Source organism: Candidatus Eisenbacteria bacterium (assembly GCA_035577985.1).
Classification (GTDB): domain Bacteria; phylum Desulfobacterota; class Binatia; order DP-6; family DP-6; genus DATJZY01.
Window position 1 is genome coordinate 23,051 of the sequence record DATJZY010000157.1, and the last position, 14,547, is coordinate 37,597.

Annotated in this window: 12 protein-coding genes; 3 read left to right on the forward strand and 9 right to left on the reverse strand. The window is 71.2% G+C overall.

The window, feature by feature from the left end; genetic code table 11:
* Nucleotides 1–44 precede the first annotated feature (44 nt).
* From VMS22_22770 to VMS22_22810, 9 genes are all read right to left on the reverse strand, one after another.
* Nucleotides 45–914: a CPBP family intramembrane glutamic endopeptidase gene (locus VMS22_22770; GenBank protein ID HXJ36870.1), complete on the reverse strand. Its 870-nt coding sequence runs from the start codon at nucleotides 912–914 to the stop codon at nucleotides 45–47.
* On the reverse strand, nucleotides 911–2,110 hold the full coding sequence (gene argJ, locus VMS22_22775; GenBank protein HXJ36871.1) for a bifunctional glutamate N-acetyltransferase/amino-acid acetyltransferase ArgJ: 1,200 nt from the start codon (nucleotides 2,108–2,110) through the stop codon (nucleotides 911–913). The genes VMS22_22770 and argJ overlap by 4 nt, the downstream gene beginning before the upstream one ends.
* A gap of 19 nt (nucleotides 2,111–2,129) precedes the next feature.
* Complete coding sequence (secA, locus tag VMS22_22780) at nucleotides 2,130–5,654, reverse strand: preprotein translocase subunit SecA (protein ID HXJ36872.1); 3,525 nt, start codon at nucleotides 5,652–5,654, stop codon at nucleotides 2,130–2,132.
* Between the two features lie 512 nt (nucleotides 5,655–6,166).
* Nucleotides 6,167–6,964 carry a glutamate racemase gene (gene murI, locus VMS22_22785; protein ID HXJ36873.1) on the reverse strand — a complete coding sequence of 266 codons (798 nt, stop codon included), beginning with the start codon at nucleotides 6,962–6,964 and terminating at the stop codon, nucleotides 6,167–6,169.
* Nucleotides 6,961–7,575: a ribosome biogenesis GTP-binding protein YihA/YsxC gene (gene yihA, locus VMS22_22790; protein ID HXJ36874.1), complete on the reverse strand. Its 615-nt coding sequence runs from the start codon at nucleotides 7,573–7,575 to the stop codon at nucleotides 6,961–6,963. The genes murI and yihA overlap by 4 nt, the downstream gene beginning before the upstream one ends.
* Nucleotides 7,576–7,597: 22 nt before the next feature.
* A complete protein-coding gene (locus tag VMS22_22795; protein HXJ36875.1) occupies nucleotides 7,598–8,191 on the reverse strand; it encodes an SRPBCC family protein in 594 nt (197 codons plus the stop codon).
* 34 nt (nucleotides 8,192–8,225) lie between these two features.
* Nucleotides 8,226–8,915, reverse strand: a complete 690-nt coding sequence (locus VMS22_22800; protein ID HXJ36876.1) for a glycosyltransferase family 2 protein — start codon at nucleotides 8,913–8,915, stop codon at nucleotides 8,226–8,228.
* On the reverse strand, nucleotides 8,912–10,363 hold the full coding sequence (locus VMS22_22805; GenBank protein ID HXJ36877.1) for a radical SAM protein: 1,452 nt from the start codon (nucleotides 10,361–10,363) through the stop codon (nucleotides 8,912–8,914). The genes VMS22_22800 and VMS22_22805 overlap by 4 nt, the downstream gene beginning before the upstream one ends.
* Nucleotides 10,364–10,403: 40 nt before the next feature.
* Nucleotides 10,404–11,936 carry an aromatic amino acid ammonia-lyase gene (locus VMS22_22810; GenBank protein HXJ36878.1) on the reverse strand — a complete coding sequence of 511 codons (1,533 nt, stop codon included), beginning with the start codon at nucleotides 11,934–11,936 and terminating at the stop codon, nucleotides 10,404–10,406.
* Between the two features lie 96 nt (nucleotides 11,937–12,032).
* On the opposite strand from VMS22_22810, the gene VMS22_22815 reads away from it, so the two are divergent.
* The 3 genes from VMS22_22815 to VMS22_22825 are packed head-to-tail and all read left to right on the forward strand — an operon-like array spanning nucleotide 12,033 to nucleotide 14,336.
* Nucleotides 12,033–12,383, forward strand: coding sequence for a carboxypeptidase regulatory-like domain-containing protein (locus VMS22_22815; protein ID HXJ36879.1), 351 nt, complete (start codon nucleotides 12,033–12,035; stop codon nucleotides 12,381–12,383).
* A 59-nt stretch (nucleotides 12,384–12,442) separates the two neighbouring features.
* On the forward strand, nucleotides 12,443–13,000 hold the full coding sequence (locus tag VMS22_22820) for a hypothetical protein (protein ID HXJ36880.1): 558 nt from the start codon (nucleotides 12,443–12,445) through the stop codon (nucleotides 12,998–13,000).
* Nucleotides 13,001–13,007: 7 nt separating this feature from the next.
* Nucleotides 13,008–14,336: an NAD(P)/FAD-dependent oxidoreductase gene (locus VMS22_22825; protein ID HXJ36881.1), complete on the forward strand. Its 1,329-nt coding sequence runs from the start codon at nucleotides 13,008–13,010 to the stop codon at nucleotides 14,334–14,336.
* Nucleotides 14,337–14,547 lie beyond the last annotated feature (211 nt).

The window sequence follows — 14,547 nt, forward strand, 5'->3', positions numbered from 1 at the left end:
CCTGACCTTTCCGTTTCCGTTAGACCATACCGGGACGGGGAGCCTCAAGGTAAATTCCGAGCCGCCGCGCGCTTCGCAAGGACGGCGCGCAGCGTCCACGCCGACACCACCAGCGCGAGCAGGCCCGCTGCGCCACCCACGAGCGGCGGCCATCCCGGGCCGACGAGCCAGGCCGGCCGCTGCCGGATGTCGAAGAAGAGCCGCCCGACGCGGAACACCCCGACCCACGCGGCGTGGATGCCGATCGGCACCCACAGGCTCCCCGTCCGCTGTCGCGCGACGGCGAGCAGCAACCCCAGGCCGCACAGCCCCGCGACGCCCGCGAGCGTGGCGGGGTTGCCGAGGGGCGCGAAGAGCCCGAGCGTGCGCTCGACGCCGGCCCACGGTCCCACGCTCGCGACCTTCCCGCCCCGCAGCGCGTGCACGATGCCGTAGATGATGGTCGTGAGGGCGAGCCCGCCGCGTGCCCCGAGATCGAGCGAGAAGCGGCGGAGCAGGATGCCGCGAAAGAGCGTCTCCTCGCCGACACCCACCACCATCGCGGCGCCGATCCCGAGCAGCGCCTTGCGAACGGTCTTGAAGGCATCGAAGCGCAACGCGGGCACGAGACCACCGCCCACCCACGCCGCGACGAGGCCGACCGCGATGCCGGCAAGGCCGATGGCGAGCCCGACGCCGAGCGCGCGGCTCCAGCCGTCGCGGCGCAGACCCCACGCGGCAGGGCCGCCCAGATCGAGGCGGCGCCAGGTCGCGACCAGCGCGATCACCAGCAGGACCTCGAAGACGCGGTTGTAGATCCGCGTGAACGGTGCGTGCCCGCCGATCGCCGCGACGCCGGCGGCCACGAGCGGGGCGATCATCGTCGTCGCCCCGAGCAGCGCCACTGTCAGGGCGACGAGCCCCGCCGTCTTCACGTGCTGTACGCGCTGTTGAAGCGGACGTACGCGGGCGTGAGATCGGACGCGAGCACTCGCGCTCGCCCGCCGCCGAGGTGCAGGTCCAGCCGGACGACGACGCGGCGGCCTCGCATGCGCCGCGCCGCAGCGGGGATCGCCGACGTCTTCGGCCGCCCGCGCTGCAGGACACGCACGCCGCCGATGGTGACGTCGACGCGCTCGCCGTCGATCGCGGCGCCGCTGTAGCCGGCGGCGCAGACGAAGCGCCCCCAGTTCGGATCCGCGCCGTGGAAGGCCGCCTTGCAGAGCGTCGACTCGCCGATCGCGCGCGCCGCCCGTCGTGCATCGGCGGCGCTGCGCGCCCCGCTCACCTCGACCTCGACGACCCGCGTCGCTCCCTCGCCGTCGAGGACCACCAGCTCGGCGATCTCCGCGAGCGCGCTCTCGAGCGCCACGCCGAACGCCTCTCCGGCGCGGCCGCCGCGCACGATCGGGTTCCCCGCCGCGCCGCTCGCGAGCAGCAGCACCGTGTCGTTCGTGCTCGTGTCGCCGTCGACGGTCGCCTCGTTGAGCGTCGCGTCCACCGCCGCGCGAAGCGTCTGCCGCGCGTAGCCTGCCGACAGCCGCGCGTCCGTCATGGCGAACACCAGCAGCGTCGCCATGTTCGGCGCGATCATGCCGCCACCCTTGCCCGCGACGGCGACGGTGACGGGCCGATCGCCGATCCGGATCCGCCGCACTGCCGTCTTCGGAAACGCGTCGGTCGTCATGATGGCGCGCGCCATGTCCGGAAACCCGCGGATGGCGAGCGCGTCGACGGCGCGGCTGACGCCCGGCAGCAGCACGTCGTGGGGCACGGGCACGCCGATCTTGCCGGTCGCGCACGCGAGCACGGCGCGCGCCGGGACGCCGAGCTTGCGGGCCACGAGCGCGGTCGAGACCTCGACGGTCCGAAGGCCTTGCGCTCCGGTGCACGCGTTCGCGTTGCCGGCGTGCACCAGCACCGCCCGCGCCCGGCCGTTGCGCGCGCGCTCGCGCGTGACGCGCACCGGCGCCGCTGCGGTACGGTTGGTCGTGAACACGCCCGCGACCACCACCGGGCGGTCGGCGACGATGAGCGCGACGTCCGGCCCGGCCGTCTTCAGCCCCGAGCGGACGCCGGCGAAGCGGAAGCCCGGGACGACCACCGCGTGCGCGCGGCGCCGCAGCTTCATCCCCACCCTCCGGGCTGCGTCACGCCGCCTGCCCGTGACACTTCTTGTACTTCTTGCCGCTCCCGCAGGGACATGGATCGTTGCGCCCGACCTTCTCGGTGTCGCGCCGGATGGTCTCGACCTTGGCCGGCGCCTCGCCGCCTTCGGCGGCCGGGCTCGCGTGTGTCAGGCGGATCTTCTGCTGGGCCTGCTGGCGGCGGCGCTCCGCCTCGACGATCTCGCGCGGCATGGCGGCTCCGCCCGTCGCCGGCGCTGCCGCGGGTGGGGCGCCCGGCGCGCCGGCCGCCTGTCCGCCCACGTGCACCTGCACGCTCCACAGCTTCTCGACGATGTCCGCCTCCATGCGCCGGATCATGTCCTCGAACAGGTCGTAGCCTTCCTTCTGGTACTCCTGCAGCGGGTTCTTCTGGCCGTAGCCGCGCAGCCCGATGCCTTCCTTCAGATGGTCCATCGCGAGCAGGTGCTCGCGCCACAAGGCGTCCAGCGTCTGCAGCCAGATGAGCCGTTCGAGGTAGCGGACGATGGGCTCGCCGTACTGCTGCTCGCGGTGCGCGTACGCCTCGGCGACGCGTTCCTGCAGGACGCCCCCGAGCTGCCGGGGCGCGATCGTCTCGCGCTCGGCCTCCGGCACCTGGAGGCGGAAGTTGAACTGCGTGAACACGGCGTCGTCGAACGTCTTCCAGTCGTGGCCGTCCTCGGGCTCGTCGCCGCCGAGGTGCTCCTGGACGAGGTCGGCGGCGAGCCCCTGCGCGATCTCGACCACGTCCTCGCGCAGGCTCTCCTTGGTGAGGATCTCCCGGCGCCGGCCGTAGATCACCTCGCGCTGCTTGTTGAGGACGTCGTCGTACTCGAGGAGGTGCTTGCGGATGTCGAAGTTGTGCGCCTCGACCTTCTCCTGGGCGTTCAGGATGGCGCGCGTGACGAAGCGGTGCTCGATCGGGACGCCCTCCTCCATGCCGAGCCGCTGCATGATGTTCTGCATCCGGTCGGCGCCGAAGATGCGCAGGAGGTCGTCCTCGAGCGAGAGGTAGAAGCGCGACGACCCGGGATCCCCCTGGCGTCCCGCGCGGCCGCGGAGCTGGTTGTCGATGCGGCGCGCCTCGTGGCGCTCCGTGCCGATGATGTGGAGCCCACCCGCCTCGACCACCTTGTCGCGCTCGCCGGCGCAGGTCTCCTGATACTTCGCCAGGATCGTCTTGAAGCGCGCGTCGTACTCCTGCGGCGCCTTCTGCAGGTCCTCGCGCAGCTGCTCGACCACCGAGACGTACTGCGCGCGCTGCGATTCGTAGTCCTGCTCGGCGGCGCGCATCGCATCCTCGTACGGGCCCCGCAGCTCCTCGTAGCGTCGCTCGGCGTCGTGATACGTCTGCTCGGCGTCGACGTAGGCCGTCCGCCAGCTCGAGAGGTCGCCGTTGCCCGCGCCCGGTCCCTTCACCAGGATGGCGACCTCGAGGTCGGCGATCCCGCGCTCGTACTCGGCGCGCGCGTCGCTCAGCTCGCGGGCCAGGTCCTCGGTGCGCCGGCCCGCCTCGTCCCACGTCGCGAGCACGCTCGCGAATCGCTCCCGCAGCTCGCTCGCGCGTGCGTGCTCGGCGAGCCCGCCGCCGCCGTCCGCGGCGAGGAGGTTCTGCTCCAGCTCCTCGCGTACCTTCTGATAGCGACTCGGCACGGGCTCGTGCTCGCGGATCGCGGGGATCAGCTCCATCGAGCTCACCTGGTCGTAGCGTTCGCGCACGACGCGGAACGGCGACAGCTCGCGCAGCTTCCGATCCGCCTCGGTCAGCGCCTGCAGGCCCTGGGCCCGCTCGGCCTCGATCGCGGCGATGGCGGCCTCGTGCTCCTTGCGGAGCCGCTGCACCTGCTCGTCGTGCTTCTCGCGCAGGATGCGCAGCGCGTCCTCGTAGCGCTCGCCGGCCGAGCTGGATCCCTGGAGCTTCCCGGCGGTGCGGATCCACTCGTTCTCCATCTCGGAACGGGCGAGGAACTCGGGGTTGCCGCCCAGCAGGATGTCGGTGCCGCGGCCGGCCATGTTGGTCGCGATCGTCACCTGGCCGAAGCGACCGGCCTGGGCGATGATGTTCGCCTCGGCCTCGTGGTTGATGGCGTTCAGCACGTTGTGCTTGACGCCCGCCTTCTTGAGCAGCTTCGAGACGTATTCGGACTTCTCGACGGACGTCGTCCCGACCAGGACCGGCTGGCCCTTGTCGTGGCAGTCGCGGATCTCGCCCACGACGGCGTCGAACTTCTCCCGCTCGCTCTTGTAGACCACGTCGGCGTGGTCGGTCCGCCGCATGACCTTGTTCGGCGGCATCACGACCACGTCGAGCTTGTAGATCTTCTGGAACTCGACGGCCTCGGTGTCCGCCGTGCCGGTCATGCCGGCGAGCTTCGCGTACATGCGGAAGTAGTTCTGGATGGTGACGGTCGCGAGCGTCTGGTTCTCGCTCTCGATCCGCGCGCCCTCCTTCGCCTCGACCGCCTGGTGCAGGCCGTCCGACCAGCGGCGGCCCGGCATCAAGCGTCCGGTGAACTCGTCGACGATGATGACCTCGCCGTCCTTCACCACGTAGTCGACGTCGCGCTTGAAGAGCGTGTGCGCGCGCAACGCCTGCTGGACGTGGTGCAGCGAGTCGATCTGGCTCGGGTCGTAGAGGTTCGCGACCCCGAGCAGGCGCTCGCACTTCGCGATGCCCTCCTCGGTCAAAGTCACGTTCTTGTGCTTCTCGTCGATCGTGAAGTCGGTCTCCTTGGTGAGCCGCGGGATGATGCGGTTCACCTGGTAGTAGCGTTCGCTCGACTGCTCGGCCGGTCCCGAGATGATGAGCGGCGTGCGCGCCTCGTCGATGAGGATGTTGTCGACCTCGTCGACGATCGCGAAGTTCAGCTCGCGCTGGACGTACTCCTCGAGGCTGAACTTCATGTTGTCGCGCAGGTAGTCGAACCCGAACTCGTTGTTCGTCCCGTAGGTGATGTCGGCGCGGTAGGCCTCGCGCCGCTCGACCGGCCGCAGGTGCAGCAGCCGGTAGTCCTTCGGGATGTAGAGCGGGTCGAAGACGAGGCTCGCGTCGTGGATGATCGAGCCGACGGTGAGGCCGAGGAAGGAGTAGATCGGCCCCATCCACTGCACGTCGCGCCGGGCGAGGTAGTCGTTCACGGTGACGAGGTGGGCGCCCTTGCCGGTGAGCGCGTTCAGGTAGAGCGGCAGGGTGGCGACCAGGGTCTTGCCCTCGCCGGTCTTCATCTCGGCGATCTTGCCCTGGTGCAGCACGATGCCGCCCAGGCACTGCACGTCGTAGTGGCGGAGCCCGATCGTCCGGCGCCCCGCCTCCCGCACGGCCGCGAAGGCCTCGGGCAGGATCTCGTCGAGCGTCGCCTCCTCGGCGGCCAGCTTGGCCTTCCACTCGGCCGTCATGGCCGGAAAGGCCTCCGCCGGCAGCGCCTCCATCCGCGCCTCGAGGTCGTTGATCTCGTAGACGATGGGCCACAGCCGCTTCAGCAGCCGGTCGTTGGCGCTGCCGAACAGCTTGGTCAGGATCGTCGCCATCGGGAACGCGGCATTGTTTCTGCCGGTCCGCGAGAGGTCAAGGATGCCGAGCCGAGACTTCGTCTCGGCTCGGGGGTGAGGGTGTGGGGTGGGTGGCTCGCGCGAGCGGGGTGCCGCGGCCGGCCAAGCCGGCGCGGCAATACGGGGACGAGCGACCAGCGAGCAGCGAGGCGCCTCCAGGCTCGCCCGGCGACCCTGGCAGGTAAACTGCGACTACAGTATCTTCTTGCGTCGTTCATTCAGATGCGCCTCGCCACACTGCGCGCGCTTCGCGTCGCCCACCGAGCGATCGGCCGAGTCCTGCCGGCCGGGGCGTTTTCGTTCCAACGCTTCTCCTAGCCCCAAAGCCACGAGCCCGCGAGGCGGCGCGTCGCGAGGTCGGGGACGAGGCGGAGGCGCCTGCGAAGCGGCGCGACGAGAAGTAAGGGCCATGACGGGCCGCGTGTCTTCTCGCGCGGCGGAGCCGAAGCCGAAGCCTCGTCCCCGACCTCGCGGCACCGACTCGCGCGGCCTCAGCGCTCGATCCGGACGGCCGACTCGACACGCGCCCCGAAGAAGCGCTGACCGACCCGCACGAAGCGCTCCGGCGTGTCGGTGACGAAGAAGCTCGCGCGGCTGGCGCCGTCCGTCCGGCGGAGCCCGGCGGCGTCGAGCTCGGCCACCACGACGCGCGCCGTCTCTTCCGCGGAGTCGACGATCGCGACCTCGGTGCCCATGACGTGCGCGATGAGGGGCTTCAAGAGCGGGTAGTGCGTGCAGCCGAGGATCAGCGTGTCGATGCCGCTGCGAGCGAGGCTCGTGAGGTACGTCTCCGTGACCTGGCGCGCGATGGGGCCGTCGGTCCAGCCCTCCTCGGCGAGGGGGACGAAGAGCGGACAGGCGCGGGTGTAGATCTCCAGCGAGGGCGCGAGCGCGCGGAGCGCCCGCGTGTAGGCGCCGGACGCGATCGTGGCGTCGGTACCGATCACACCGACCCGGTGGGTCCGGGTGCGCGCGACGGCGGCGCGCGCTCCGGGCTCGATCACGCCCACGACGGGCACGTCGCAGCGCGCGCGGATCGCGTCGAGCGCCACCGACGACGCCGAGTTGCATGCCACCACCAGCAGCTTGACGCCGCGGCCGACCAGGAACTCGACGTTCTCCAGCGAATACTGCGTGATCACCTCGGCCGACTTCGTGCCGTAGGGATAGCGGCCGGTGTCGCCGAAGTAGATCGTCTCCTCGTGCGGCAGGGTCTTCACGATCTCGTGGAGCACCGTGAGCCCGCCCACGCCGGAGTCGAAGACGCCGATCGCCCGTTCCCGGCTCATGCGCGGGCCCCCTTATGCCGGGGCGCCGGTGCATCGTCGAGCCAGGTCCGGACGATCTCCCAGAAGCGCTCGCGGCCGTCGCCCGTTCGCGACGAGAAGGCGATCACGGGGACGGCGCGCCCGGCCGTGCCCTGGAGCTTGCGGATCGCCGTCGTCGCAGCACCGCGCCGAAGCTTGTCGGCCTTGGTCGCCACCAGCGCCGCCGGGCGCCCGACGTCGGCCAGGAACGCCAGCAGCTCGATCTCCTCGCTCTCGAGACCGCGCCGGAGATCCACGATGACGATCACCCCGCACAGGGTCTCGCGCTCGCGCAGGTAGCGTTCCACGAGCGGTCCCCACGCACGGCGCTCGGCCTCGGGGCCGACGGCGAAGCCGTAGCCCGGCAGGTCGACCAGCCGGAAGCGCTCGTTCACGAGGAAGAAGTTGATCTGGCGTGTTCGTCCGGGCGTGCTCGAGGTCCGCGCGAGGCCGCGCCGGCCGAGCACGGCGTTCAGCAGCGAGGATTTGCCGACGTTCGATCTGCCGGCGATCGCGATCTCGGGCGGTCCGGCCGCGGGACCGGTGCCGGGGCGCGCGGCCGCGCCCTCGAAGCGCGCCGCGGTGATGCGCACGACCCGTCCCGGGCGCCGGCGATCAGCTCGCCGGCTTCTCGTCGAGCCCGAGGCCGCGGCGTACGACCTTCATCTGGATCGAGAAGGTCTCGCAGAGCGCCTGCTTCTGGAGCGTGTCGAGGATGAGCGGCGACTTGTCCTTGCTCTTCTGGTTCAGCTTCACCACCGTGCCCTTGCCGTCGGCCGACGGCTCGAACTTGTAGTCGGCGGTGATGTCGGCGAGCTTGAAGTCGATCGACTTGGTCGTGAAGCGCTTGTCCTGCGGGTAGTACGTGTACTCGGTGCGGATGTTCTGCACCTTGAAGCCCGGCGGCAGGATGTCGAGGCGCGCGACGATGTCCACCGTCTTCGTGTTGCCGTCCTCCTTCAGGATCTCGGTCTTGAGGAGGTTCTCGGGCACCAGGTCGTGCCCGTTCTCGGGATGCGTGGCGGCCTCGAGCACCTTGTCGACCGGCGCTTCGATGTTGGACGTGATGACCACGTCCCAGGTGTCGCCGTTCTTCACGACGCTGGACGTCGCGATCTCCTTGGCGGGTGGACAGCTCGGCTCGCCCTTGCCTCCGCAGCCTGCGGCCGCGAGCGCGGCGCCCAACAGCACGACGACGATGGTTCGCATGGTCGGGCTCCATAGCCCAAGCCCTTCCCAGCGTCTAGGCGTCGAGCCCGACCAGGATGCGCACGATCGTGTGGATGATCCGCAGCGTGTCGACGAGCGGCCGAAAATGGCTGACGCGCTCCGCGATCGGCGGATAGTGGACGCGCACGGGCACCCCGACGAGCGTCATCCGCCGGCGCGCCGCCCGGAACAGGACCTCGGTTTCGAAGTCGTACCGCGTCCCGGACGCCCCCAGGGCGAGCGTCGCGCCCAAGGGGTAGACGCGAAAGCCCGACTGCGTGTCCGGAAGCTCCTGCCCCGCGAGCAGTCGCATGAGCGAGTCCGCCACCACGTTGCCGAAGCGCGCGAGCGGGCGGATCTCGTGTCCTTCCTTGCGCCGCACGCCGACGACGATGGCATCCGGCTCGGCGCGCGCCGCATCGACGAGCAGCGGGATCTCCTCCGGCAGGTGCTGGCCGTCGGCGTCGAGCGTGAGGGCGTGCGTGAAGCCGCCCTCGACGAGGTGGCGAAAGCCGCGTGCCAGCGCGGCGCCCTTGCCGGCGTTCGGCTCCTGGCGCAGGACGGTCGCGCCCGCCGCACGGGCGACCTCGCCGGTCGCGTCGGTCGACCCGTCGTCCACGACCACGACCGGCGACACGCGCGCCGCCGTTCCGCGCACCACCGCGGCGATCGTCGCCGACGCCTGATAGGCCGGAACGAGCGCCGCGATCCGGATCGCGCTCACGCCGGGGTCGGCGCGGTGGGCGTCCACAGCCAGTCGCGCACGCCGACCCGCACGTAGGTCGCCACCCGGCGCAGGAAGCGCGGCTCGCCGGCGAGCGTCTTCGCGAGGCCCCACAGGACGTCGCGGCGGCCGTAGAACGTCCGGTAGGCGAGACGGAAGTAGCGCTCGAGCACCTCGGGCGTGAGGCCGTTCGGCACGAACACCCAGTTCATGGCGTTCATCCGCTCCCAGTCCTCGACGAAGGTGCCGTGCTCGCGGACGGTCGGGTACGAGGGCGTGCCGGGATACGGCGTGAACTTCGTGATCTGCACCAGATCGATCGGCGCCGTGCGCAGGAAGTCGACCGTCTCGGCGAGGCTGGTCTCGTCCTCGGTCGGATGCGCCATCATCATGAGGCCCTTCACGCGGATGCCGGCCTCGCGCGTCTGGCGCAGCGTCTGCAGCATGCGCGGGATGCGCACCTCGTGCTTCACGACGTCGAGCACGCGCTGCGACCCCGACTCGATGCCGTACGCGATCTGCCAGCAGCCCGCGCGCCGCATGAGCCGCAGCGTCTTCGGATCGAGCAGGTTCGGATGGCTGTTGCAGCTCCAGGTGAAGCCGAGCCGCTCCTCCAGCAGGCGCTCGCACAGCTCGACGACGCGGGCTTTGTTCACGGTGAAGAGGTCGTCGTAGAAGAGCACGTGCCGGACGCCCATGCCGGCCAGGCGCCGGCACTGGCGCAGCACGTAGTCGACGCCGTGGTACCGGCCGCGCCGCCCCGACGTCGAGCGATCGCAGAAGGTGCACGAGAACGGGCAGCCGCGTGACGTGACGAGGCTCGCGACGGGGCTCGCGCGGTAGTTGAAGACGTTCGGCTGGAAGCGCAGCGGAAAATCCGGCACGAGGTCCCACGCCGGATCCGGCAGCTCGTCGAGCTCGACGCCGTCGAGGTACGGCGCGCGCGGGTTCGCGCGGACGTGGCCGCCGTCACGATGGACGAGACCGGGGACGTCCGCCGGCGACGCGCCCGCGTCGAGCGCGTCGATCAACGCAAAGTACGACCGTTCGCCCTCGCCCACGACCCCGTAGTCGAAGCCGAGGAACCTCTCGAGCGTCGTCTCGGGCACGGCGCTCACGTGCGGGCCCCCGACCGTCACGATCGCGTCCGGAACCAGCTCCTTCAGGCGCGCCGCGATGCGGGCGGCGTTCGTCACCGAGATGGTGGTGGCGCTGATTCCGACGTGATCGGGCCGGTGACGCGCCACCGCCCACGCCACCTCGTCGACCGGCGTGCCGGCGCGCTTGCCGTCGACCACGTGGACGCGGTGGCCGCGTTCGCGTGCCAGGGCGGCGAGGACGAGCGTGCCGACCCCCGGGATGTCCTCCTCTCCCTGCCGCACGCGATCCATGCGGCGGTCCCAGCAGACGTAGGGCGGCTCGACGAAGACGATCGTGCGCCCGGCCATGCGCCGCGTATAGCGACGACGACGCCCGTGGGCCAGCGGGTCAGGCGAGGTCGGCGAGCGACGGGATCGCGGCTACGACCCGTTCGACGTCGGCACCGAGGGGGCGATCGGCGGCGAGCGGCGCCACGAGCGATCGCACCGCGTCGGTGACGGCACGCGTGCGCGGCGCCAGCTCGTCCGTTCCCACGAGGTCCGCGGCCTCGGCGGCGGCGATCAGCTCGATCGCCACCACGCGACGGGCGTTGTCGAGGATCCGGCGCGCGTGGCGCACGCCGACCGTTCCCATGGGCACCACGTCCTGGTTGTTGGCGTTGGTCGGAACGGACCCGAGCGTCGCCGGATGCGCCAGCACGGCGTTCTCCGCCACCGTCGAGCTGGCGCAGTACTGCAGGCCCATGAGGCCGCTCCGCAACCCGGCCCGATCGCGGATCAGGAACGGCGGCAGCCCGCCGTTGGTCGCCGGGTCGAGGAGGCGCGCCAGCCGGCGCTCCGACGAGAGCGCCACCTCGGCGAGCGCAACCTTCAGGTAGTCGATCGCGAGCGCGAGCGGCTGTCCGTGGAAGTTCCCGCCGTGCAGCACGACGCCGTCCTCGGCGAAGAAGGTCGGGTTGTCACCGACCGCGTTCACCTCGGTGGTCACCACCTCGCGCGCGTGCGCGATCGTCGCCCGCACCGCGCCGAGGATCTGCGGCACGCAGCGCAGCGTGTACGGATCCTGCACCGGCTCGGCGCGCCCGTCGCCGAGCGCGCGCCGGGCTTCGGCCCCGCGCACGCGACGGCTGCCGTCCAGCAGCCGCGCGAGATGTGCCGCGCTCGCCGCCTGGCCCGCGTGGGGGCGCGCCGCGTGCAGGCGGGCATCGAACGCCTCGGGGTTGCCGCCCAGCACGTCGAACACGATCGCCGCCGCCGCCTCGGCGACCGCGACCAGCTCCTCGCCGCCCACCACGGCGAGCGCGGCCTGCCCCGCCTCGCACGCGGTGCCGTTCATGAGCGCGAGGCCCTCGCGGCCTTCGAGCACGAGGGGCTCCAGCCCCGCCGCGCGCAGCGCGTCGCGCGCCGGCTGCATGCGGCCGCCCTGCAGCACCGTTCCTTCGCCCATGAGCGCGAGCGCCACGTGCGCGAGCTCGACGAGATCGCCGCTCGCGCCGACCGATCCCGTCTCGTGGATCGCGGGACAGACGTCGGCATTCAGCATCGCGACCAGCCGCTCGACCACGACGCGCCGTACGCCCGAGCGACCCTGCGCCAGCGTCAGCGCCCGCACGAGCAGGGTCGCGCGCGACACCTCGCCCGGGTGGAGCGGCCCGAGACCGCTCGCGTGGCTGCGGACGAGATTCGCCTGGAAGGCCGCCATCTCCGCGGGTGACACGACACGGTCGCACAGCGGCCCGCAGCCCGTGTTGATGCCGTAGACGAGGCGATCGGAGGCGGCGAGACGAAGGAACAGCTCGTGGCTCGCTTCGACGCGCGGCCAAGTCCGCTCGTCGATGCCGACCCGCGCTCCCGTGGCGACGCGTACGACGTCGTCCAACGAAAGCGTCGCCGGGGGCGAGAGGCTCACCGGGGAGGACACGCGCGCGACGCTATCGGACTTCGCAGGCGGCCGCCACGCGGGGACCCGCGGGCGGACCCTTGCCAAGCGATCCGCGCTCGTGAGAGAGGCGTCCACATGGGGACCACGCGGGCCCGCTCCACGGCCGCCGCGCTGCTGCTCGTCGCGTCCGCCCTCGGCTGCACGTCCATGCGCGTCACCGGCACGGTGCGCGACCGGGACACGAACAAGCCCGTCGCCGGCGCGGTGGTGACGGCCAGCGGGTACCCGCCGGTGGTGGTGACCGATCCGGACGGCAACTACAGCCTGAAGGCGGCGTGGCAGCAGGTGTCGCTGGTCGCCGGCGCGCCGTGCTACGAAACCGTCACCGACACGGTCCAGGCGACCAACAGTCGCTACGTCACGAAGGATCTGACCATCGTGCGCAGTCCGGAGTGCGGGGGACCACCATCCGCGGCCGCACGCTGAGACGCGATTCGCTGCGCGCGACGATTGAAGCCATGCATTCGGTCTGCTAGCCGGGGGCGATGCACACCACCCTTCGTGCGTTGGCGCTGATCGTCGCGGTTGCCGCCGGTTTCATCGGCGGCTGCAAGAGCCCGGAGGTCCCGAGCCCGTACACGGGAACGAACCGGTACCTCTGCTGCAATCTCTACTACGAGAAGACGACGACGACCGATGCAGCGTGGCAGGTGGGCACGAAGGTCCCCTTCGGCACGCCGGTCTACATCGACCGCGTCCGGCGCAACGCCGTCGAGTTCACGCCGCAGGGCTACCCGACCCTCACCATCGTCTACAAGTACGCCGACAAGGCGGTCCCGTTCGAGACCTACCTCGATCGTCTGTTCCCCGAGAAAGACCCGCGCAAGATGCTGCGCAAGGTGCCGGCCAAGCGCGTGCAGGCGATCGAGCAGGGTCTCGTCGAGCCCGGCATGACGAAGGACCAGGTGATGATGGCGCTCGGCATTCCCCCGGGGCATCGCACGCCGTCGCTCGACTCGCCGACCTGGACGTACTGGCGCAATCGCTGGGACACCATGACCGTCTACTTCGTCGGCGACAAGGTCGATCGCGTCACCCGCTAGCAACTCCATGGACGACGTGACGCGCGCACCCGACGTGGTCATCATCGGGGGCGGGCCGGCGGGCTCCACCGCCGCGACCGTCCTCGCCGACGCCGGCGTGCGCGTCGTGGTGCTCGAGCGTGAGCGTTTCCCGCGCTACCACATTGGCGAATCGCTCCTGTCGGCGACGCTGCCCATCTTCGACGCGATCGGCGCGACCGACGCGATCGAACGGCACGGCTTCCTCCGCAAGCCCGGTGGCACGTTCCAGTGGGGCCGCCAGAAGGAGCCCTGGAGCTTCTGGTTCCGCGAGGATCCGGGCGGGCGGCCGTACGGCTTCCAGGTCGTGCGCTCGGAGTTCGACCAGGTGCTGCTCGACAACGCGCGCGCCCACGGCGCCGAGGTCCACGAGGAGCACACCGTGATGCGCGTCGACACGAGCGGCCCGACACCCGTCGTGTACGCGCGCCGCGCCGACGGGCGCGAGCTACGCCTCGAGCCGCGCTTCCTGATCGACGCGAGCGGACAGCACGCGCTCCTCGGACGCGCCCACGGCCTGCGCCGCTTCAACGAGTTCTTCAAGAACCTGGCGATCTTCGGCTACTACACGGGCGCCGAGCGCCTCCCCGGCGAGACCGCCAACAACCTCTTCGGTGCGGCCTTCGCCGACGGCTGGTTCTGGTACATCCCGCTGCACGACGACACGATGAGCGTCGGGGCGGTGATCGACGTCCGGCGCTGGGAAGATGTCGTCGAGGCGAACCCCGAGAGAACGTTCCGCGGGCTCGTCGAGCGCTGCCCGCCGATCGCCTCCAAGCTCGCCAACGCGATGCTCGTCTCGCCCGTGCGCACGATTCGCGACTACTCCTACGACAGCAGCCGATTCCACGGTCCGGGGTATCTCCTCGCCGGCGACGCCGCCTGCTTCATCGATCCCGTCTTCTCGACCGGCGTGCACCTCGCGTGTCTCGCGGCCTATCTCGGTGGTCGCGCGGCGGCGAAGATCGTGCGCGGCGTCGAGGACGAGGCAACGGCGCTCGCCGCGTACGACGCGACGTACCGCGGCGCCTTCGATCGCTACCTGCGCTTCCTGTACTTCTTCTACGACCACAACGTCGACGCCGACTCCTACTTCTGGCAGGCACGGCGCATCCTGCAGTACGCGCCGGACGACATGGAGGCGCGGACCGCGTTCGTGCGCCTCATCTCCGGCCGCGGCGACTGGGGCTCGGTGCCCGAGCTGGTCGACCGGGAGCAGGCCCGCTGGGCGGACGCCATCCGGCGCGAGCGCGTGGCCGCGCTTCCCGGCGGCGACCTCTTGCGCGTGCAGTCGACGCAGCGCCTGATACGCGACTAGGACGCCGACCCAAGACTCCGTCTTGGGTCGGGGGCGAGGATGGGGCGCGTCGTTGCGCACGATCGGCATGCCGCGGCCGGCGAAGCCGGCGCGGCAACGCGGGGTACGCACCAGGAGCGGGGGCTCATCGCCAAACGAGCCTGAGGCCGGAATCGCATCCACTTGGTCAGTGCGTGCGTGCGGCGGGGGACGGCGGAGGGAGTACGTGGCG